We start from the raw sequence: 19,711 nt of genomic DNA on the forward strand, positions 1-19,711 counted from the left end.
TCACTTTTCAGAAAGAGACGAATAACCGCCAACATTTTCTGATAATAAATCTATTGTGGATTTTGGTTTGCCATCTTTCTGGGAAGAACTATCGGCATCTAAACCCAAGTTTTCTTTTTTGGTTTTTTCTATTTGTGCTTTTATATTTTTCTTTGCTTTGGCAATATCTTTTTTGTCTTTCTCTGATTTTTTCATGGCAATTTTTTAAATTACCAATCAAATACCTTACCACAGGTTAATTAATTAAGGCCCAAAAATTCCCTCATCCTTAAAAATTCAGATTGTAAAGTTGCTTTAAAATGAAGAGTTTGATGGGTTATGGGATGCTCAAACTCTAATCTGGAAGCATGTAAAAGCATGGTATCCATTTTCCAATTTTCTTTAAATAGCTTGTTTTGTTTGTTGCAGCCATGGGGTCTATCGCCAATTATCGGGTGGTTGATATGGGCAAAATGCTTTCTTAATTGATGCATTCTTCCCGTCTCTGGTGCTGCCTCTACCAAAGAATACCTAGATGAAGCGTGATTTCCAAAAGCAACGTCAATCTCTGCTCTCTTTAAAGTCTTAAATCTGGTAAAAGCTTCTTGCATTGTCCCGTTTTCTTTCCTTAACGGATAATCGATTTCCATTTCATCGGGTGTAAAACCCCTTACGATCGCTAAATATTTCTTTTTTATCTTATTATCCCTAAACAAAGCCTGCAGCAACGCATTGGTTTCCTTATTCAATGAAAATAAAAGCAAGCCCCCTGTTTTTCTATCTAAACGATGGGCAGGCCATACGTTTTGACCAATTTGGTCTCTCAACAATTGAAGCGCAAATTCTTCTGCATCTCTTGCAATGGGCGATTGATGAACCAATAAGCCATGCGGTTTATTGATCGCGACCAAGTTTTCATCCTGAAATATGATTTCTAACATTAATTTGCAACGATAGGTAATTAAAGATAATGACTGTTGTTTTGCGAATTGATAATCAGCGGCTTTGTTTAAACGATATAGGTGCCCATGTTGATTATTTTATATCTGTTTATGGGCTTTACAATAATTAGAAATCAATCTTTTAGATAACATTTACTTCTCTTTCTAGATCAACATCAAATTTTGCTTTAACAGAGTTGATAATCGATTGTGATAAATCATAAACTTCGCCTCCGGTTGCGTTACCGTGGTTAACCAAAACCAAGGCTTGGTTTTTCCAAGTCCCGGTATTCCCAATTACTTTTCCTTTCCAACCGCATTGTTCTATTAACCAACCTGCGGCTAATTTAATGCCGCTATCAGTGATGTAATGTACAACATCCGGAAACTTTTTATGAAGCAGATCAAACTCATCTTTTTTTAAGATTGGATTTTTGAAGAAAGAACCTGCATTGCCTATAGTAGAAGGGTCTGGTAATTTTGATACCCTAATTGCAGAAACAACCCTTGAAACATCTTTGATATTTGGTTGATAGATCTCTCTTTTTTTCAATTCATCTTCAATAGCCCCGTAAGAAACATTAAGATAGGCATGGATAGAAAGTTTAAATTTTACAGATGTAATAATATATTTACCTTTTAGATCTTGTTTAAAAATACTTTCTCTGTACCCAAAACAACAATCTTTTTTTAGAAAAACCTTAAAACTGCCAGTTTTGATTTCAAAAGCTTCGCAACTATCAAAAACATCTTTTAACTCTACGCCGTAAGCCCCAATGTTTTGTACCGGAGAAGCACCAACAGAGCCAGGGATCAAACTTAAGTTTTCTATCCCTGCAAAACCCCAATCTACGCAGTAATTAACCAAACCGTTCCAAGCCTCGCCTGCACCGCTCTCTACAATTACTTCCTCGTGGTTGATACGATGTTCGATCCCTCTAATGTTTACCTTGATAACCAATCCATCAAAATTTTTGGTAAATAGCATATTACTGCCGCCGCCTAAGATTAATCGGTTTGTATGATGCCACTTAGCATCAGCGAAAAGCTCTGTTAATTCTTCTTTATGATTGATTTCGACAAAAAATCTAGCATAGGCCTCTATGCCAAAAGTATTGAAGTTTTTTAAAGAAACGTTTTCATGGATCTGTAGCATGAGTGGTTAATGGTTAAATTATAAAACTTTGAACGATAGCATAATTTAGCTAGTGTGCAAATTGATGAATTTTGAATGATAGCATAATTTGCGAATTTTTAACCAACCAATTAATTTATAGTCAGTTACTTAAAATATTTCTTACTTGCCACCAACAATCCAAACTCTTCAGAATCTTCTTTTTTTGTTGATTTATGATGTATTTTATGTGCCCGTCTTATCCCTTTTAAATATTTATTGTTGGATCTAAAAGCCTTTAACCGGTTATGGATAAACCAATCGTGAAAAATAAAATAAATGATTCCATAAATTGAAATCCCTGCGCCTACCCAAAATTTGTAGTTCAAATCTTTATGGCCGATCCATAATAAGCATAAAGCCAAAACCCCAAAACCAAGACTGAATATATCGTTCCATTCAAAAAAGCCATGCCTTTGTTGATGATGTGTTTTATGGATAAACCAAAGCGGGCCATGGAACAGGTATTTGTGCATTGCCCATGATAGCAATTCCATTACTATAATGGTTGCCAGAACGATAGCTATATTAATGAGGATTTGCATGGTTGATTAGTAGAGGGTCTATAGTCTAATGGTAAATAAACTATAGACAATAGACCACTAAATATGTATCGCCCTATTATCGGTTGCCGCTAGTGCTGCTTCTTTAAAGGCCTCGGTAAAAGTTGGGTGTGCGTGGCTAATTCTACCAATGTCTTCTGCGCTTGCCCTAAATTCCATGGCAACAACGGCTTCGGCAATCATATCGGCACAACGGGGGCCGATCATGTGAACGCCCAAAATCTCATCCGTTTCTGCATCTGCTAAAACTTTTACCAAACCATCGGTATCCATACTTGCCCTTGCCCTTCCGCTGGCTTTAAATGGGAAAGTACCGGTTTTGTATTTGCTTCCTTTTTCTTTCAGCTGTTCTTCGGTATAACCAACAGAAGCAACCTCTGGCCAGGTGTAAACCACACCTGGAATTAAGTTATAATTGATATGTGGTTTTTGCCCTGCAATGGTTTCTGCAACAAAAGTTCCTTCTTCTTCTGCCTTGTGGGCCAACATAGCACCCTTAATCACATCGCCTATGGCATAAATACCTTTTACAGAGGTTTCTAAATGTTCATTAACCGGTATTTTTTTACCGCGTTCTTCAAGCGTGATACCAATATTTTCTAAACCTAATCCTTCAGAATAAGCAGTTCTACCAACGGCAACCAAACAATAATCTCCTTCTAAAACTACTTTTTCGCCCTTTGGTGAATCTACAGTAACCGTAACTTTTTTGCCTTTAACCGTAGCACCGGTAACTTTGTGGCTCAGTAAAAATTTCATCCCTAGTTTGGTCAAAGATTTTTGAAGTTCTTTACCCAAAGTTTTGTCCATTGTTGGGATAATGGCATCCATAAACTCCACAACGGTAACTTCTGCTCCCAAACGGGCATAAACAGAACCTAACTCTAAACCAATAACACCACCACCAATTAAAATCAAGTGTTTTGGCACTTCAGTAAGGTTTAAGGCTTCGGTAGAAGTGATGATCCTTTTGCCATCGGTTTTTAAAAATGGTAATTCGGTGGGTTTGCTCCCAGTTGCTATAATTATATTTTTGGCGGTAATTTCTTGTTCGCCACCTTTTGTTGAGGCAATTTTAATGGTGTTTTTATCTTTGAAAGAACCCAATCCTTCAAAAGTATCTATCTTATTTTTCTTCATCAAAAAAGTAATTCCGCCAGTAGTTTGATCTACCACTTCATTTTTTCTTTTGATCATTTGTTTGATGTTTACTTTTACCTCTTTTACATCTATACCATGTTCTGTAAAAGTATGGGTAGCATTATGGTAATGCTCTGAAGAATCTAAAAGTGCCTTGGATGGGATACAGCCCACATTTAAACAGGTACCACCAAAAGTGGTGTATTTCTCTATAATTGCGGTTTTTAAACCTAGCTGAGCGCATCTAATAGCGGCCACATAACCACCAGGGCCAGAACCTATCACGATAACATCGTATTGCATTTTCTTAGTTTTTTGTTTGCGCTAAATTAAGGAAAAATTTAGGCTATAGAAGTTTGGTTTTAATTTAATTGATATAATTTTGGATGTTAATGATAATGGCGATTTTTACCGCACCGTAAATATGGAGCTAATTTGACATTAGGTTAATAGGGTAATGTGCATAAAAAAAGCTCAAATGTTTTTAAAACATATTGAGCCTTTTTTAGATCAACCAAAACTATTTTAACTCTATGCGCTTTTTAATAAAGAAACTTTATTATCCCTAATCTGTGGGATGTGGTTTCTTAAAAATTCTTTCAATTCCCATCTTTTTTTCTCATCGGCTATTTTATTAAGCTTTAAAACAACTTTTTCTTCTTCTTTGGTACTAAAAATAATTTCAGAAAAACGGGTTTCAAAATAATCTAGCTTGGTAAATTTTAAGCAGACTGTTTCGCTTTGCATCTGCTGCTTAAACCATATCTCATCATGGTTAATATAGATGTAATTTTGTTCTTGTTCTTTGTAAAGTTTAAAAATACTGATAGCCGCAACCAAAGAACACATAGATAAAATGAGATAAGAGCTTAATTCTGTAATGATTAGAGAGAAATTGAGGATGAGGGAAATCCCTGCCAAAACGGTTGCGGATAGTAAAACAGCATACCAACCATTTTTTGAAAACAGGCATTTATCACAATTAATGTAAATACTTTTTTCCATTTTTTACAGTTTAAAATTTTGTGGTTATCTCTTTCTACTTAAAATTAAATAAAAGGTTACATAATTATTCTTAATGGAAATAGGTAAAGTATTGAAGAATAAAAAGATGAGAAAATCAATCTAATTTTTTTTGTAGAATCTAAGCTAGCAATTAACTCAAAAGATAATCGGGCAGCTCTTCCAAAAATCTATAAGATTGTTTTTTGTAATCCATCAAACAGCAATAATGATTTATTCCATTGCTTACCATTAAATAATCTACCCTGTGGATCATGTTATAACTTGCGGCCTGATCAAATACTTTTTGATCTATTTTAACACTTGTAGCTTTGCATTCTACCAATACGTTAGGCTTGCCCTCTTTATCAAAAATTAAAATATCGGTTCTTTTTTGCAGTTTGTTAAGTTTTAGACCACCTTCTAATTTTATCAATGTTTTTGGGTATTTTTTCTCATTGATCAAATATTGAACAAAATGCTGTCTAACCCATTCTTCTGGCGTTAGCAACAAATCTTTTTTCCTTAGCTCATCAAAAATAAAGATAGAGCCATTTTTTTGGGAAAGCTTAAATGGATAATGCGGTAAGTTTAAAGGAACAGGTTTAAACATTTTGCTAAATTAAGCTTGAATTTTCAACATTCTAATATTTGAGAACTAATATTTTTAATTTCGCAAAACCATGACGGCAACAGAAATCATCAAAGACATTAAAGCCAAAAAGCTAAAACCCATTTATCTGTTGCATGGCGATGAAAGTTTTTATATAGATCTAATTAGCGATGCCATTGAAGAAAACTTGCTTTCTGAAGCAGAAAGAGGGTTTAACCAAACCATTCTTTACGGCAAAGATGCTGATGCGATGACGGTTTTAAACGCCGCCAAACGTTACCCCATGATGAGCGATTATCAATTGGTAATGGTTAAAGAAGCCCAAGATTTAAAACTAGACAAAGCTGCCGAGCAATTTCAGGCTTATTGTGAAAACCCTTTAAAAAGTACCATTTTAGTGCTTTGCCATAAATACGGTAAGTTTGATAAACGTAAAAAGGTTTTTAAAGTAATAGAAAAAAACGGGTTGGTTTTTGAATCTGCTAGTATTTACGATAATAAGGTCCCGGCTTGGATAGAAGATTTTATTACATCTAGAGGCCATCATATTAATCACAACGCCTCGGCATTGTTGGGAGAATATTTAGGTAACGATTTAAGTAAGGTTGCTAACGAACTAGAAAAATTGATGTTAAATGTACCTAAGGGGCAAGAGATAGGTACAAAGGAAGTTCAGGATAATATTGGGATCAGTAAAGAATACAACGTTTTTGAGTTGCAAAATGCGCTAACCAGAAAAGATGTGTTTAAGGCAAACCAAATAGTGAATTATTTTGAGGCCAATCAAAAGGCAAATCCCATGGTTTTGGTTATGGGGAATTTAGCGGGATATTTTACCAAGATTTTAAAATATCATTATGTAAAAGATAAATCGCAAGCCGCAAGAGAAATTGGTGTAAACCCCTATTTTTTAAAAGATTATGAATTGGCAGCGAAAAACTATCCCTTAGGGAAAACATTTGAAGTGGTTTCACTTTTAAGAGAGTATGATCTAAAATCTAAGGGCGTTGATAGCACCGGAAATACAGAAGCTGGCGATCTGATGAAAGAATTAGTTTATAAGATTATTCATTAGTTTTTGAGTTTAAAGTAGAAAGTTAAAAGTAGTAAGTTTAAAGTGCAATATCTGCGGGTTAGATACTCTTTTTTTAGTAATTGATTGCTTCATTTTTATTTTATGATAGAATAAATTTAAAAATCAAATTACAAAGGGATATCACTTTGGTTATCCAAAAAAATCAGCATTTAATCATATCGATAAATCCAATCCTTCAAAATTAAATAAAATGCAATATTTCCTCGTAAAATCAGAACCCTTTAAATACAGTTGGGACCAGTTTAATAAAGACAAACGTACTTTTTGGGACGGAGTAAGAAATTATCAGGCTCGCAATAACCTAAAAGAAATGAAAGAAGGCGATCTGGTGCTCTTTTATCATAGTAATGAGGGTAAGGATGTGGTGGGGATAGCAAAAGTGGTCAAAGAATTTTACCAAGATCCAACAACAGAAGATAAAAACTGGGTAGTGGTAGATCTGGAGCCGGTGCAATCATTAAAAAAACCGGTTACTTTGGCTACTATTAAGGCAGATGAACGCCTAAAAGATGTTTCTTTGGTAAAACAAGGCAGGCTTTCTGTTATGCAATTAAAAGCAGAAGAATTTGATAGGATCGTAGAATTGGGTTCTTAAAAAATGAAAAAACCGCTATTTTATCTTTTGATTTGTTTTGGTTTTTTAGCTTGCAACCATCCAGATTATAAAACTAAATTGATTGGAAAATGGAATTACGTATCTTACGAATACGCAAATAAATCTTTAGATAAACCATTGGCAGATATTACATTACAAAAGCCATCTATAGTTTTTTATCAAAACGGAAATGCCGAGATATTTTCTAGCGGTAAGGTTTTATCTAAAGGTACTTACTATTTAGAGGATAAAATAATCAGGTATGAGGAAGTTTTGCCAAACGGGCAGAAAAGAAAAATCCCATTTTTGATAAATGAGTTAAATGATAACGAACTGGTTTTCCAAACGATGGATTCGGAAACACTTATCATAACCGCCAAAAAAGAAAAATTTTAAGCTTCGTCTTTAAACTGATTGTTCAAACGCTCTAGATCGTCGATCATCTCTGTAAACTTTTTCTCTTCTTTGTTGATATAGATTTTCATCAAATAAAGATAACAAACGGCAAACCAAGCAATAGTTGCCCCAACAACCCCGATCATTAACCAAACGTTTAGGGTGTAAAAAAACTCTATAAAATAAATACTGATGCCCAAACCCAAGAATAAAGTATAGATTTTGTAGTTCCTGGTATGTTGTATATACCTAGATTTCCTAAACTTTTGTATAAATTGGATATGGTCTTTGGGTTTATCAAATAAGGTGTTGCTATCGGCAATATTTTTTAGGTTGATTATCTGCACAACAATAAAATAAATGCTGCAAGCCGCAACCATAATTAAGCCTAGGTAAGAAGTCCAAAAGTCGAAACTAAACGTAAACCATAAATAAACCACTATTAAAAAGGCGGGCAACATCAACAAAATCTCTTTCCAAAATTTTAGGCTCAGTTTCTCCCTGCTCTTTTTATATTGATCAATTATTTTTTGATGATCTACCTGTGGAGCGGTTTTTTGCTCGTTCCAAATGCCAACTAATGAATCAAAGTCTTTCATGCTGATTGTATAATTCGGTTAGCTTATGTTTAATCCTGTGTATTTTAACCCTCAAATTCCCTTCCGAAATACCAGAAATCTCGGCAATTTCTGGATATGGAACCTCATCCATTACCAATGTAATAATGATACGCTCATTTTCCTCTAATCTAGAAATACACTCATAAAGTGTTTTAACCTGTTCTTGTTTTTCCTTATCTTCTAATTCTTCTTCTCTGTTCTCGATGATATTTGGGGTAAGTTCGTCTTTTGCTTGTCGTTTTTCTTTTTTGAGATAGGTTAAGCAGGTGTTTACGGCAATCCTGTAGATCCAGGTAGAGATCATAGATTGGTTTCTGAACTTATCTAAATTTTGCCAAACCTTTAAAAAAGTTTCTTGTAGAAGATCGTTGGCACTATCACTATCCCCGGTATAACCAAAGCATAAATGGTAAATCTTTTTAGAATTAGCATCAAAAATTTCTTTAAAAGCCTGCTCTTGATTGGGCATTAATGTTTCTTTTTTTTGGTTTAGATAGGAGGATAATTCATTTGTTACAATAATAAATCAAAATACTTCAGTTTAAATATTTAACTTTTTACTACCAATCATTAAGAATCATTTTAACTTTTTAGACTATTCAATAATAAAAGACTAATGAACCACTGCCTAATGAACTATTTTAACTTTAAACTATTCAATCTCTACTAGCCTAAAAGATTTTCTCTTGCTCTTTAACAGATCTATCAAAGAATCAAATTGTTGCTGATAATCAAATTGTAAGTCTTCGTTTAGTTTTGGTAAAATCCTTTTAGCTCTCTTCAACTGTCTAAAAAGCAATAAAATTAAAGATTGTTGGGTAACCGTAACAATAGGGTGCTTGATAAATTCATCACAAAAACATAGTATAATATCGCATTCTTTATCTTTTTCGCCAATATATTTGATGTGCTTGTTCATAATCCTGATCAGTTTTCTCAACTGTTTGTTCACATAATAAATACTAGGGTGTAAATCATCAAATTCATTGATTATCAATTGCTTAATATCTTCTACATAAACTTCTTTTTTATCTTGATAAAACAATAAATAATGCAATAATTCTTTGTTTTCCGTTTTATATTTGGCCAATCGGAGACATATTTCTTTAACCTCCTGTATCTCTAAATGATTAAGTTCTTTTTTAAGTTCTGCTAATTTTGGGCTATCCATTTGCTTATCGTTTGCTCACTTCGGCAAATTAGTTACTTTTGTTAAATTCCCAAACTACATTTGAATGAGTCTTAAACGTATTTCATTAATCACCTTGGTCGCAATTTTTATTGCGGCATTTGTTACCAGCTTGCACCATTATCAAATTTTAGCAATTCCAGAAACTGCACTTTTAATTGTAAGATGGTTGGCAATTGGCTGTTTGTTGGTTTATGGATGGCATAAAAAATCGTTGACCTCTTGGATCCTGATTTCTATGGTTGTTGGTGCAGAAATTGGTCATGATTTCCCAGCTATTGCCATTAATCTTCAGGTTTTAAGCAAGGTTTTCCTTAAAATGATAAAGACCATAGTTGCGCCTTTGTTATTTGCCACTTTGGTTTTTGGGATCGCGGGCCATTCAGATTTAAAGCAAGTAGGGCGCATGGGTTGGAAATCACTGCTTTATTTTGAAGTGGTAACAACATTGGCTTTATTTATTGGATTGGCGGCCATTAATATTTCTAAAGCAGGAGTTGGTATTAAACCCCCTCCGATCATTAACGAGAGTTTAGAAGCTGTTCCGCCACAATCTGCAACAGATATCATTTTACATATTTTCCCAGAAAACATCGCAAAATCTATCGCCGAAGGGCAGGTTTTGCAAGTGGTAATTTTTAGTATCATCTTTGGTATTGCATTGGCGATGGTGCGTGAAGATAAACGCCGACCGATGTTAAGAGCTGCCGAGAGCCTCTCTGAAGTGATGTTCAAGTTCACAAACATTGTAATGTATTTTGCCCCAATTGGTGTTGGAGCTGCAATTGCTTTTACCGTTGGGCACATGGGCTTGGGTATTTTGCTAAACCTGTTTCAGCTCTTGGCAACACTTTACGTTGCATTGATCGCCTTTGTACTATTGATCTTATTCCCGATAGCATTAATTGTAGGCGTACCGATTAAAAAATTTTTACAGGCCGTTGCCGAACCTATTTCCATCGCTTTTGCCACTACAAGTTCAGAAGCTGCATTGCCCAGGGCCATGGAAGCCATGGAAAGAATTGGCGTTCCACGTAAAATCGTAGCCTTTGTTATCCCCACGGGTTATAGTTTTAATTTAGATGGCACCACACTTTACCTTGCATTGGCAGCGGTTTTTGTGGCCCAAGCTGCCGGTATGGAAATGAGCATTGGTCATCAGTTAGTCATTGTTTTTACGTTGATGCTAACAAGTAAAGGTGTTGCGGGGGTTCCACGGGCATCTTTGGTAATTTTGTTAGGGACTGCGGCATCTTTTAATTTACCGGTTTGGCCAATATTTATAATTTTGGGGATTGATGAGCTGATGGACATGGCCCGTACTTCTGTAAATGTTTTGGGAAACTGCTTGGCAACCGTAGTTATAGCTAAATGGGAAGGGGAATTTGATGAAAATGCAAATCACAAAGAAATAGAACAACTTTAAGATGAGTGATAAATTCAAGAAAATATTTTTGGCCTGTAGCATAGCTATTCCCTTTTTGCTTTACAGCATCTATTATTATTCTATCATGATAAAAAATGCACCCTATAAATTTTCTGAATTTGTTGGCGTAAATATAAAATCAGGATCAGGAAATCATTTGGATAAAACTTATTCTTCTACAAAACAAGAATATGAATACATCAATACCAGAGATTCATTGATCAAGGAAAAAGTGAAGCTTTCTAAAGATGATCTATTATACATCCATAGAAAAGCGGTTGATCTAGGATTATGGAATTGGCCAGAAAAAATGTTGGGAGATACTACCGGGAAAGCACCAAAATACTTCTTGGAGCTTGATTATCAGCGTAAAAAGAAAATCATAGAAATAGATGCGGCATACAATACCAACCCGAAATTAAAAGATGCCGCCATGGAACTGATTAAAACCGTTGATGGTGTGATAGAAGATGCAGCCGATAAGCAGAACAAATAGCAACTAAATATCAATTGGGTTTAAAGGTTTTATTGAGACTCAGAAACAATAGAGAATAAAATTAAAATAACTTGGGCGTTTTAACACGCCTGCCCGAACAGGCGGGCTATCCGCTATAGTCCCGATGAAAAATCGGGAGCTGCCGCTACTATCGTTAGCGCACTCTGCTATATAATATTTCTTATCATTATTTCAAATAAACCGTTTTGATGTTCACAAATTCGTGAATGCCAAAATTGCTCAATTCCCTACCAAAGCCCGATTGGTTAATTCCGCCGAAAGGCAATCTTGGATCGGATTTTACAAATTGATTTACGAAAGCGCTACCAGCTTGTAATTGTTCTTTGGCAATTTTTTCTCCTTTCTTTAGGTCTCTGGTAAAAACTGCAGAACCTAATCCAAAAACAGAATCATTGGCAACTTTAATGGCCTCGTTTACATCTTTTACCGTGATGATCGCTGCAACAGGTCCAAATAGTTCTTCATTATAAGCGGGCATCCCTTTTTTTACATTGGTAAGTATGGTTACAGGATAGAATGCGCCTTTGCCTTTGGGGATTTCCCCACCTAAAATACATTTAGCACCTTTAGCAATAGATTTTTTAACCTGTTCATGTAATTCGTTACGTAAATCTTCTCTCGCTTGCGGCCCCAGATCTGTCTTTTTATCCATCGGGTTGCCCATTAATTTATCGGCCATTTTTTGTTTAAAGAGCTTAATAAATTCTTTTTCTATAGGTTTAACAACAATAAACCTTTTGGCAGCGATACAGCTTTGTCCGTTGTTTATCATCCTAGAAGTAACACAAGTTTCAGCAGCTTTTTCTAAATCCGCATCTTTTAAAATGATATATGGATCGCTACCTCCCAATTCTAAAACACATTTTTTTAATACCGAACCTGCTTTTTCTGCAACTTTTTTCCCCGCTTGTGTACTTCCTGTTAAAGTAACTGCTTTTATAAACCTATTTTCTATGATTGGATTAACTTTTTTACCACTTACCAATAAAGTTTGAAATACATATTTTGGAAAACCAGCTTTTAAAACCATTTCTTCTATCGATAAAGCACAGCCGCTAACGTTAGATGCGTGTTTTAAAACTCCGCAATTACCCGCCATTAAGTTTGGTGCTAAAAACCTAAAGACTTGCCAAAATGGAAAGTTCCATGGCATTATGGCTAAAACAACTCCAATAGGCTCAAAAGCGACAAAACTTTTAGAAGCATCTGTTTTTATAACCCTATCTTTTAAAAAGTCTTCGGCATTTTTAGCATAATATTCACAAACCAAGGCACACTTCTCAGCTTCGGCTATACCCTCTAAATATGGTTTTCCCATTTCTTGGGTCATCAGCTTTGCCAAAACCTCTTTTTTAGATTTTACCACTTTTGCCAGTTTCAGCATTAATGAAGAACGTTCTTTAAAAGAGCTATCCTTCCAAACCAACCAAGATTGATGGGTTTGAGCAATCTTTTTTTCTATTTCTTTAGAGGTGTGTTCTTTATAAGTTTTAATGGTTTTTCCGTTAAACGGATTGGTACTTTTTAAAGTCATGATTTTATTTATTGATAAAATGATTTTTATTAAGATTTAAAACGCTTAATTTTTTATCTTAACCGAGCATGGGATTTAAAAGAAAAGCGCAATTAGCATACCGAAAAGCCAATTTTGGTATTATATTCAAAGAACTATTTTTTATAGTTGCCGGAATTATAGCCGCAAGCTTTGGCCTTAAAAGTTTTTTACTGCCCAATCATTTTTTAGATGGCGGGGCAATGGGCATTTCTCTTTTGCTAAATGTTAAAACCGGATATTCTCTGGGCGCATTGGTGGTTTTGGTCAATATTCCATTTGTTTTGTTAGGCTTAAAGCAAATTTCTAAAATGTTTGCCTTTAAAACGGTTTTAGCTATTGCCGGCCTTGCTTTAATGGTTTCTTTTGATTTTTATCCTATCGTTACCTCTGATAAATTACTGATTGCCGTATTTGGTGGATTCTTTTTAGGAGCTGGAATTGGCTTGGCGATTAGGGGAGGGGCGGTAATTGACGGAACAGAAGTTTTGGCACTTTTTATTTCTAGAAAAATAAGTTTAAGCGTTGGTGATATTATATTGGTATTCAATATTTTGATTTTTGGTGTTGCAGCTTATATCATCAATATAGAAACAGCTCTATATGCTATTTTAACTTATTTATCGGCCTCTAAAACAGTAGATTTTATCATCCATGGTATAGAAGAATATATAGGTGTAACCATTATCTCATCTAAAAACGAAGAAATAAGGAAAGTAATAACCAAGGTAATGGGAAGGGCCGTAACCATTTATAAAGGAGAAAGAGGTTTTATCAGTGATACTAATCCTGACGAGGTTAACCTTAAAATCGTTTTTACCGTAGTTACCAGATTAGAAGTTTCCAGATTAAAGAACCTGGTTAAAAACATAGATAAAGGAGCTTTTATTGTAATGCACACCGTTGATGATACTTACGGCGGGATGGTAAAGCAGAGGCCTTTGCACCAATAATTTCTCAATTATGAAACTTGATAACCCCTAACTAAGAAACCATCTTTAAATTAGATTTTTTATGTTCCAATGCTTTTTTTAAAAATCTCATAAGACTTAAAGATTATCGTTAACCTGTTTTTTGTTTAAAACAACCAATTACCAAAATATCTTTTAACAAATAGGGGTAGCAATGGTTCTAAAGGTAAGGTTTACCCTTAATCTTAAATTTGTTTTAGTTGATGGTAGCCTATGGAGCCAGTATGTTTGTGTGGTACCTTTCATAATTAAAAGACTTCCGTTTTCTAGAATTAGTGCTACTTTATGTTTGGTTTCTTTGTTTTTAAAAACAAATTTACGTTCTGCACCAAAACTCATTGAAGCAATGGCTGCGTCTTTTTTTAGATCTGTTTCAGCATCGCTATGCCAAGCCATTCCTTCTTCTCCTGTATGGTAAAGGTTTAAAAGACAAGAGTTAAAGGTTTCTCCGCTTTCTTTTTCTATCAATAATTTTAGTTCTAAAAGTTCATTTGTCCAAGGCAGCGCATATTTTGTAGTTTTAGAATAAGTATATCCAAAAGGTTTTTCTCCATACCATGCTACTTTTCTTTTGGTGATAATCTTCTTACCAAAAATGATGGCTTCATCGTTTTTCCAATCAATAGTTTCCAAGAGTTTGTTCAAATAACCTTCGGCCTGCGCTTTGCCCATTATTTTACCATAATAGTTTACGGTACCTTGGTAAGGAAGCAGATTTTTAGATTTATCTAATGTTTGTTCAAATAAGTCCATTTTTATTTAATAGCTATCATAAACTTTCAAAATTGGTAATTGCGCTTTCCCAACCAATAATGGCTTTTTTTCTTGTGCTACCCCACATATAGCCACCAAAATTGCCAGTAGATTGTATTACCCTATGACATGGAATTAACAATGCAACCGGGTTGCTGCCAATTGCTGTGCCCACAGCCCTAGATGCCGTTGGTTTATCAATTTGATGGGCAATATCCCCGTAAGTTGATAATTGCCCCATAGGTATCTTTAAAAGAGTTTCCCAAACTTTTAGTTGAAAATCTGTCCCTTTTAAATGAAGTTTAATTTGATGGAGGTTTGTCCACTCTTTTTGAAAGATATGTAAGGCATTTTGTTGTAGCCTATCTAGCTTTTTTTTGAATACGGCGTTTGGGAATTTAAGCCTCAAATTATCAATTGCTTGTGTTTCATCATTCTCAAAAGCCATATAACAAATCCCTTTTAGGGTAGAGGCTACAATTAAAGAACCAAAATTACTTTCAGTAAAACTGTAACTGATCACCAGATTCTTACCTCCGTTTTTATATTCTGCGGGTGTCATCCCTTCTATATTTATAAATAATTCGTGTAAACGGCTGGTACTTGATAAACCTGTTTCATAAGCGGTATCAAATAAAGTGGCTTGTTTTTCTTGTAATATTTTTTTAGCATGTTATATATTGATGTACTGAAGGAATTTCTTAGGGCTTGTACCTGTCCATTCGGTAAATAAACGTTGGAAATGATCGGGACTTAAATTTATTTTTTCGGCTATTTGGCTTAAACTAGGTTGGTTTTTGAAGTTTTGGTTGATAAAATCTATTGCTTCAGCAATTCTTTTATAGTTGATGGTTGCCTGTGTTTCCATTTTATTGAATTTTGATAAGCCGAATATCCAAAACCTTTTAAGTTATTAAAATCCGAATTATGCGGAATTTAATATCTGATGGCTTTTAAATAACCTTAGATATTTCAATTGAGTAAATCAATGAACCATAAAAAAAGCAAGAACATTTGGATCCTTGCTTTTTATTACATATTCTCTTAAATCTATATTCTCAAAAATTACTGCATCAAAAACTTAAAGTTCGCAATATTTTTTAGTGAAATGCCAGTTCCTCTAACAACGGCCCTCAAAGGATCATCTGCAACGTGTACGGGCAATTTTGTTTTAGAGCTTACACGCTTATCCAAACCTCTTAATAATGCGCCTCCGCCAGTTAAATATATACCGGTCTGATAAATATCGGCAGAAAGCTCTGGCGGTGTAATTTCGAGTGCCTTTAAAATCGCTTCTTCAATTTTAGAAATAGATTTATCCAAACAATGGGCAATTTCTGTGTAGGAAACGGTAATTTGTTTTGGTACGCCTGTCATCAGATCACGGCCTTGAACCGCAAAATCGGCAGGGGCATCTTGAAGTTCTGGAAGGGCAGAACCCACTTCAATTTTAATCCTTTCAGCGGTACGATCACCAATCATAATATTATGTTGGCGACGGATATAATTTACGATATCAGAATCGAAATTATCACCAGCTACACGTATAGATTGATCGCAAACTATCCCCGAAAGGGCGATGACGGCGATTTCAGTAGTACCACCGCCTATATCAATGATCATATTTCCCATTGGTTCTTCCACATCAATTCCAATACCCACGGCAGCAGCCATTGGCTCGTGGATCAAATAAACCTCTTTTGCGCCAGCTATTTCTGCAGAATCCCTTACGGCTCTTTTTTCTACCTCGGTAATACCAGAAGGGATACAGATTACCATTCTTAAAGAAGGAAAAAACCAACCTTTACCACCATTGATCATCTTTATCATTCCCCTGATCATATATTCGGCAGCATTAAAGTCTGCAATAACACCATCTTTAAGCGGGCGTACGGTTTTGATGTTTTCGTGGGTCTTGCCTTCCATTTGCATGGCTTGGCGGCCAATAGCGATAACTTTATTTGTTGTTCTATCAAAAGCAACGATAGACGGCTCATCTACCACTACTTTATCGTTATGGATGATTAAGGTATTAGCTGTACCTAAATCTATTGCTATTTCTTGTGTAAACCAATTGAATAAACCCATTTATAGATTATGTTTTTGTAAAAGTATGATCTTTATTCTAATTCTAAACAAAAAAATATTGTTTAGGACTATTTTTAATGTTTAAAATGACGCACCCCTGTTGTAACCATAGAAATGCCTTTTTTATTGGCCATATCTATAGAATCTTGATCTTTTATAGAACCTCCTGGTTGTAAAATTGCCGTAACCCCAGCCTCTGAGGCCAACTCTACGCAATCTGGGAAGGGGAAAAAAGCATCAGATGCCATTACCGCCCCTTTTAAATCGAAACCAAAACTTTCTGCTTTTACAACGGCTTGTTTTAAAGAATCTACCCTTGATGTTTGCCCAACTCCACTAGCAATTAATGTATTGTTTTTTGCAAAAATGATGGTGTTAGATTTTGTATGTTTTACCAATTTATTGGCAAAATAAAGATCGTTTAATTCTTGTTGTGAAGGAGATTTTTCGGTAACCGTTTTCATCAGTTCTGGCCCTTCAACCGTATTGTCTTTATCTTGTTCTATCACGCCGTTTAACAAAGTTTTAAATAATTTATTAGGAAGAAGAACGTCTTTTCTTTTTAATATGATACGATTCTTTTTAGAAGTGATTACTTTTTCTGCTTCTTCAGAATAAGAAGGGGCAATTAAAACCTCAAAAAACAGCTTATTTATTTCAGATGCAGTTGCCTCATCTACTTCGCCATTGCAGATCAAAACGCCACCAAAGGCAGAAATTGGGTCGCAAGCTAGGGCGTCGTTCCAAGCATCAAATAATTGAGGCCTTGATGCAACACCGCAAGCATTGGTATGTTTCAAAATGGCAAAGGTAGGTTCTGTAAACTCATCAATTAAAGCAACTGCCGCATCAACATCAACCAAATTATTATAAGAAAGCTCCTTGCCGTTCAGCTTTTCAAACATCGCCTCTAAATCGCCATAGAAGTAACCTTTTTGATGAGGATTTTCGCCGTAACGTAAAACTGCAGCTTTTTGCTCGCTTTTTTTAAAAACGGTTAAGGCATCTTCATCTTTATTAAACCAATTAAAAATCGCGGTATCGTAATGTGATGAAATATTGAAGGCATTTCTAGCAAATACTTTACGTTGCGCTAAAGTAGTTTCGCCATTTTGGGTTTCCAATAAATCATTTAGCGCATTATAATCATCTTTAGAAGCAATGATTACCACATCTTTATGGTTTTTTGCCGCAGCCCTAATCAAAGAAATACCGCCAATATCAATCTTTTCTATGATGTCTTGTTCTGAAGCATCGGATTTTACGGTTTCTTCAAACGGGTATAGATCAACAATTACCAAATCAATCTCGGGGATTTCATATTCGGCGATTTGCGCTTCGTCTCCTTCATGATCCCTTCTTGTTAAGATACCACCAAAAACCTTTGGATGCAAGGTTTTTACACGGCCACCTAAAATAGAAGGATATGAAGTTAAATCCTCTACCGGGATAACATCTACACCTAAATCTTTAATAAATTTTTCTGTGCCACCAGTAGAGTAGATATTTACTCCTAATTTGTTTAGTTGATGAATTATCGGTTCTAAATTATCTTTATAATAAACAGAAATTAAGGCGTTTTTGATTTTTACGGGTTGGCTCATTTAAAATTTTTTATTAGAAGCCGCAAAGATAGAAAATTCAGTTGTTTTGTTTAAAATTAAACGCAGTTTTATCATTGTGTTAAAAAATTTATTGATATGCCGTTTGGCAAATCATCAGGTTTTTGGTGCAAATAATTCATCCCTATCTCACAATAGATAATAACGTTTGGGATCTGTTGGCAAAACATTAAATTTGCACATCAATAGAAAATCATGTCAGAAGAATTAGAACACGTAAAATGCCTAATCATAGGTTCGGGGCCGGCAGGCTATACAGCTGCCATATATGCCGCTAGGGCAGATTTAAAACCAGTAATGATTACTGGGATGCAAATGGGCGGGCAATTAACACAAACCACAGATGTAGAGAATTTCCCAGGTTACCCAGGTGGCGTAATGGGCCCAGAAATGATGGAAGATTTCCGTAAACAAGCAGAACGTTTTGGAACCGACATCAGGTTTGGATATGTTTCTAATGTAGATTTTTCTGGCCCAGTACATAAGGTGATAGTTGATGAAAATACCACTATTTTGGCTGATACCGTAATCGTTTCTACAGGTGCAACCGCAAAGTGGTTGGGCTTGCCATCAGAAGAAAAATATAATGGTTTTGGGGTTTCTGCCTGTGCGGTTTGTGATGGTTTTTTCTTTAAAAACCAAGATGTGGTAATTGTTGGGGCAGGAGATACCGCTGCAGAAGAAGCTACCTATTTGGCTAAACTTTGTAATAAAGTAACCATGTTGGTGCGTAGAGATGAGTTTAGGGCTTCTAAAGCAATGGTTAATAGGGTTTTAAAAACCAAGAACATAGAGATTTTATATAACTCTGAAACCAAAGAAATTTTAGGCGATGGTAAAGGCGTAACCGCTGTTAAGGTGGTTAATAATGTAACAAGAGAAGAAACCGATGTTCCGGCAACGGGTTTTTTTGTTGCCATTGGCCATAAACCTAACACAGATATCTTTAAAGATTGGTTAACTATGGATGATGTGGGTTATATCATTACCCAACCAGATTCTACTGCAACAGAAATTGAGGGTGTTTTTGTTTGCGGTGATGCGCAAGACAAGATTTACCGCCAAGCGGTTACCGCGGCTGGTACCGGTTGTATGGCTGCTTTAGAAGCGGAAAGATATTTAGCCGCTAAAGAAGACGTTGAAGCATAATTATATTTTATAATGATTAAAGAAAGGTTTGGGTTTTGCTCAAACCTTTTTTATGGATTTTTAAATTATCCATTTTTTTGACATTCGACCCCGATGGGGTCGTTAAATTCTTTATTGTTTTCTATAAATATTTGAATCCTACGGATTCTGGTATAGGTTAAATATGTTGAAATTCTTAAAATAAGCTTTTTTTCCACTTAGAACGTTATTTCTAGTGTTAGTTCGCAAAACTTTCATTATGATTTAAAACGGCATAATCTTTTGGTTTGATTGACATGATTGTTGAGCATACCACTTTGTTATAAATATTTGAATCCTACGGATT

The 19,711-nt window shown here is 35.1% G+C and carries 23 protein-coding genes; 7 read left to right on the forward strand and 16 right to left on the reverse strand.

The window, feature by feature from the left end:
• The 7 genes from I5M32_RS06515 to I5M32_RS06545 all read right to left on the reverse strand — a co-directional run bounded on the left by I5M32_RS06515 (nt 1) and on the right by I5M32_RS06545 (nt 5,412).
• Nucleotides 1-195, reverse strand: a complete 195-nt coding sequence (locus tag I5M32_RS06515) for a hypothetical protein (protein WP_200585385.1) — start codon at nt 193-195, stop codon at nt 1-3.
• 44 nt (nt 196-239) lie between these two features.
• Nucleotides 240-920, reverse strand: a complete 681-nt coding sequence (locus I5M32_RS06520) for a pseudouridine synthase (RefSeq protein ID WP_200585386.1) — start codon at nt 918-920, stop codon at nt 240-242.
• A 142-nt stretch (nt 921-1,062) separates the two neighbouring features.
• Nucleotides 1,063-2,076, reverse strand: a complete 1,014-nt coding sequence (gene murB / locus I5M32_RS06525; RefSeq protein ID WP_200585387.1) for a UDP-N-acetylmuramate dehydrogenase — start codon at nt 2,074-2,076, stop codon at nt 1,063-1,065.
• A gap of 125 nt (nt 2,077-2,201) precedes the next feature.
• Entirely contained in the window at nt 2,202-2,639 is a 438-nt protein-coding gene (locus I5M32_RS06530) for a sterol desaturase family protein (protein WP_200585388.1), read from the reverse strand.
• 57 nt (nt 2,640-2,696) lie between these two features.
• Nucleotides 2,697-4,100 carry a dihydrolipoyl dehydrogenase gene (gene lpdA, locus I5M32_RS06535; protein ID WP_200585389.1) on the reverse strand — a complete coding sequence of 468 codons (1,404 nt, stop codon included), beginning with the start codon at nt 4,098-4,100 and terminating at the stop codon, nt 2,697-2,699.
• Between the two features lie 228 nt (nt 4,101-4,328).
• Nucleotides 4,329-4,802 carry a hypothetical protein gene (locus tag I5M32_RS06540; protein WP_200585390.1) on the reverse strand — a complete coding sequence of 158 codons (474 nt, stop codon included), beginning with the start codon at nt 4,800-4,802 and terminating at the stop codon, nt 4,329-4,331.
• Nucleotides 4,803-4,953: 151 nt separating this feature from the next.
• Complete coding sequence (locus tag I5M32_RS06545; protein ID WP_200585391.1) at nt 4,954-5,412, reverse strand: type I restriction enzyme HsdR N-terminal domain-containing protein; 459 nt, start codon at nt 5,410-5,412, stop codon at nt 4,954-4,956.
• Between the two features lie 70 nt (nt 5,413-5,482).
• Between I5M32_RS06545 and holA the strand changes: the two genes are divergently transcribed.
• The 3 genes from holA to I5M32_RS06560 all read left to right on the forward strand — a co-directional run bounded on the left by holA (nt 5,483) and on the right by I5M32_RS06560 (nt 7,499).
• Nucleotides 5,483-6,487 carry a DNA polymerase III subunit delta gene (gene holA, locus I5M32_RS06550; RefSeq protein WP_200585392.1) on the forward strand — a complete coding sequence of 335 codons (1,005 nt, stop codon included), beginning with the start codon at nt 5,483-5,485 and terminating at the stop codon, nt 6,485-6,487.
• Between the two features lie 211 nt (nt 6,488-6,698).
• Complete coding sequence (locus I5M32_RS06555) at nt 6,699-7,103, forward strand: EVE domain-containing protein (RefSeq protein ID WP_200585393.1); 405 nt, start codon at nt 6,699-6,701, stop codon at nt 7,101-7,103.
• 3 nt (nt 7,104-7,106) lie between these two features.
• Nucleotides 7,107-7,499: a hypothetical protein gene (locus tag I5M32_RS06560; RefSeq protein ID WP_200585394.1), complete on the forward strand. Its 393-nt coding sequence runs from the start codon at nt 7,107-7,109 to the stop codon at nt 7,497-7,499.
• On the opposite strand, the gene I5M32_RS06565 is transcribed toward I5M32_RS06560, so the two are convergent.
• The 3 genes from I5M32_RS06565 to I5M32_RS06575 all read right to left on the reverse strand — a co-directional run bounded on the left by I5M32_RS06565 (nt 7,496) and on the right by I5M32_RS06575 (nt 9,290).
• Nucleotides 7,496-8,098 carry a hypothetical protein gene (locus tag I5M32_RS06565; protein WP_200585395.1) on the reverse strand — a complete coding sequence of 201 codons (603 nt, stop codon included), beginning with the start codon at nt 8,096-8,098 and terminating at the stop codon, nt 7,496-7,498. The two genes, I5M32_RS06560 and I5M32_RS06565, sit on opposite strands and share 4 nt — an antisense overlap.
• Nucleotides 8,085-8,588 (reverse strand): RNA polymerase sigma factor, encoded by a 504-nt coding sequence (locus tag I5M32_RS06570; protein WP_200585396.1) that lies wholly within the window; start codon nt 8,586-8,588, stop codon nt 8,085-8,087. Before I5M32_RS06570 ends, I5M32_RS06565 begins: the two co-directional genes overlap by 14 nt.
• Before the next feature lie 183 nt (nt 8,589-8,771).
• On the reverse strand, nt 8,772-9,290 hold the full coding sequence (locus tag I5M32_RS06575) for a hypothetical protein (protein ID WP_200585397.1): 519 nt from the start codon (nt 9,288-9,290) through the stop codon (nt 8,772-8,774).
• 64 nt (nt 9,291-9,354) lie between these two features.
• Here I5M32_RS06575 and I5M32_RS06580 point away from each other — a divergent pair, with 64 nt between their 5' ends.
• Together I5M32_RS06580 and I5M32_RS06585 are read left to right on the forward strand one after the other, a co-directional pair.
• A complete protein-coding gene (locus I5M32_RS06580) occupies nt 9,355-10,734 on the forward strand; it encodes a dicarboxylate/amino acid:cation symporter (RefSeq protein WP_200585398.1) in 1,380 nt (459 codons plus the stop codon).
• Between the two features lies 1 nt (nt 10,735).
• Complete coding sequence (locus tag I5M32_RS06585; protein ID WP_234461881.1) at nt 10,736-11,230, forward strand: hypothetical protein; 495 nt, start codon at nt 10,736-10,738, stop codon at nt 11,228-11,230.
• A 187-nt stretch (nt 11,231-11,417) separates the two neighbouring features.
• Here I5M32_RS06585 and I5M32_RS06590 read toward each other — a convergent pair whose 3' ends face one another.
• Nucleotides 11,418-12,785 carry an NAD-dependent succinate-semialdehyde dehydrogenase gene (locus tag I5M32_RS06590; protein WP_200585399.1) on the reverse strand — a complete coding sequence of 456 codons (1,368 nt, stop codon included), beginning with the start codon at nt 12,783-12,785 and terminating at the stop codon, nt 11,418-11,420.
• Nucleotides 12,786-12,853: 68 nt separating this feature from the next.
• Between I5M32_RS06590 and I5M32_RS06595 the strand changes: the two genes are divergently transcribed.
• Complete coding sequence (locus I5M32_RS06595) at nt 12,854-13,756, forward strand: YitT family protein (RefSeq protein WP_200585400.1); 903 nt, start codon at nt 12,854-12,856, stop codon at nt 13,754-13,756.
• 153 nt (nt 13,757-13,909) lie between these two features.
• Here the strand turns inward: I5M32_RS06595 and I5M32_RS06600 are convergent, their stop codons facing one another.
• The 5 genes from I5M32_RS06600 to purH form a co-directional block, all read right to left on the reverse strand.
• Complete coding sequence (locus tag I5M32_RS06600) at nt 13,910-14,527, reverse strand: alpha-ketoglutarate-dependent dioxygenase AlkB family protein (protein ID WP_200585401.1); 618 nt, start codon at nt 14,525-14,527, stop codon at nt 13,910-13,912.
• A 16-nt stretch (nt 14,528-14,543) separates the two neighbouring features.
• On the reverse strand, nt 14,544-15,089 hold the full coding sequence (locus tag I5M32_RS16920; protein WP_317193103.1) for a methylated-DNA--[protein]-cysteine S-methyltransferase: 546 nt from the start codon (nt 15,087-15,089) through the stop codon (nt 14,544-14,546).
• Nucleotides 15,090-15,200: 111 nt separating this feature from the next.
• The gene (locus tag I5M32_RS16925) at nt 15,201-15,395 is read right to left on the reverse strand and encodes an AraC family transcriptional regulator (RefSeq protein WP_317193104.1); all 195 of its coding nucleotides are present in this window, start codon (nt 15,393-15,395) and stop codon (nt 15,201-15,203) included.
• Nucleotides 15,396-15,592: 197 nt separating this feature from the next.
• Nucleotides 15,593-16,615: a rod shape-determining protein gene (locus I5M32_RS06610; protein WP_200585402.1), complete on the reverse strand. Its 1,023-nt coding sequence runs from the start codon at nt 16,613-16,615 to the stop codon at nt 15,593-15,595.
• Nucleotides 16,616-16,689: 74 nt separating this feature from the next.
• On the reverse strand, nt 16,690-18,219 hold the full coding sequence (gene purH / locus I5M32_RS06615; RefSeq protein ID WP_200585403.1) for a bifunctional phosphoribosylaminoimidazolecarboxamide formyltransferase/IMP cyclohydrolase: 1,530 nt from the start codon (nt 18,217-18,219) through the stop codon (nt 16,690-16,692).
• A gap of 213 nt (nt 18,220-18,432) precedes the next feature.
• Here purH and trxB point away from each other — a divergent pair, with 213 nt between their 5' ends.
• Nucleotides 18,433-19,386, forward strand: a complete 954-nt coding sequence (trxB, locus tag I5M32_RS06620) for a thioredoxin-disulfide reductase (RefSeq protein ID WP_200585404.1) — start codon at nt 18,433-18,435, stop codon at nt 19,384-19,386.
• Nucleotides 19,387-19,711 lie beyond the last annotated feature (325 nt).

Origin of the sequence: Pedobacter segetis, assembly GCF_016623585.1 — a bacterium.
GTDB classification, from domain to species: domain Bacteria; phylum Bacteroidota; class Bacteroidia; order Sphingobacteriales; family Sphingobacteriaceae; genus Pseudopedobacter; species Pseudopedobacter segetis.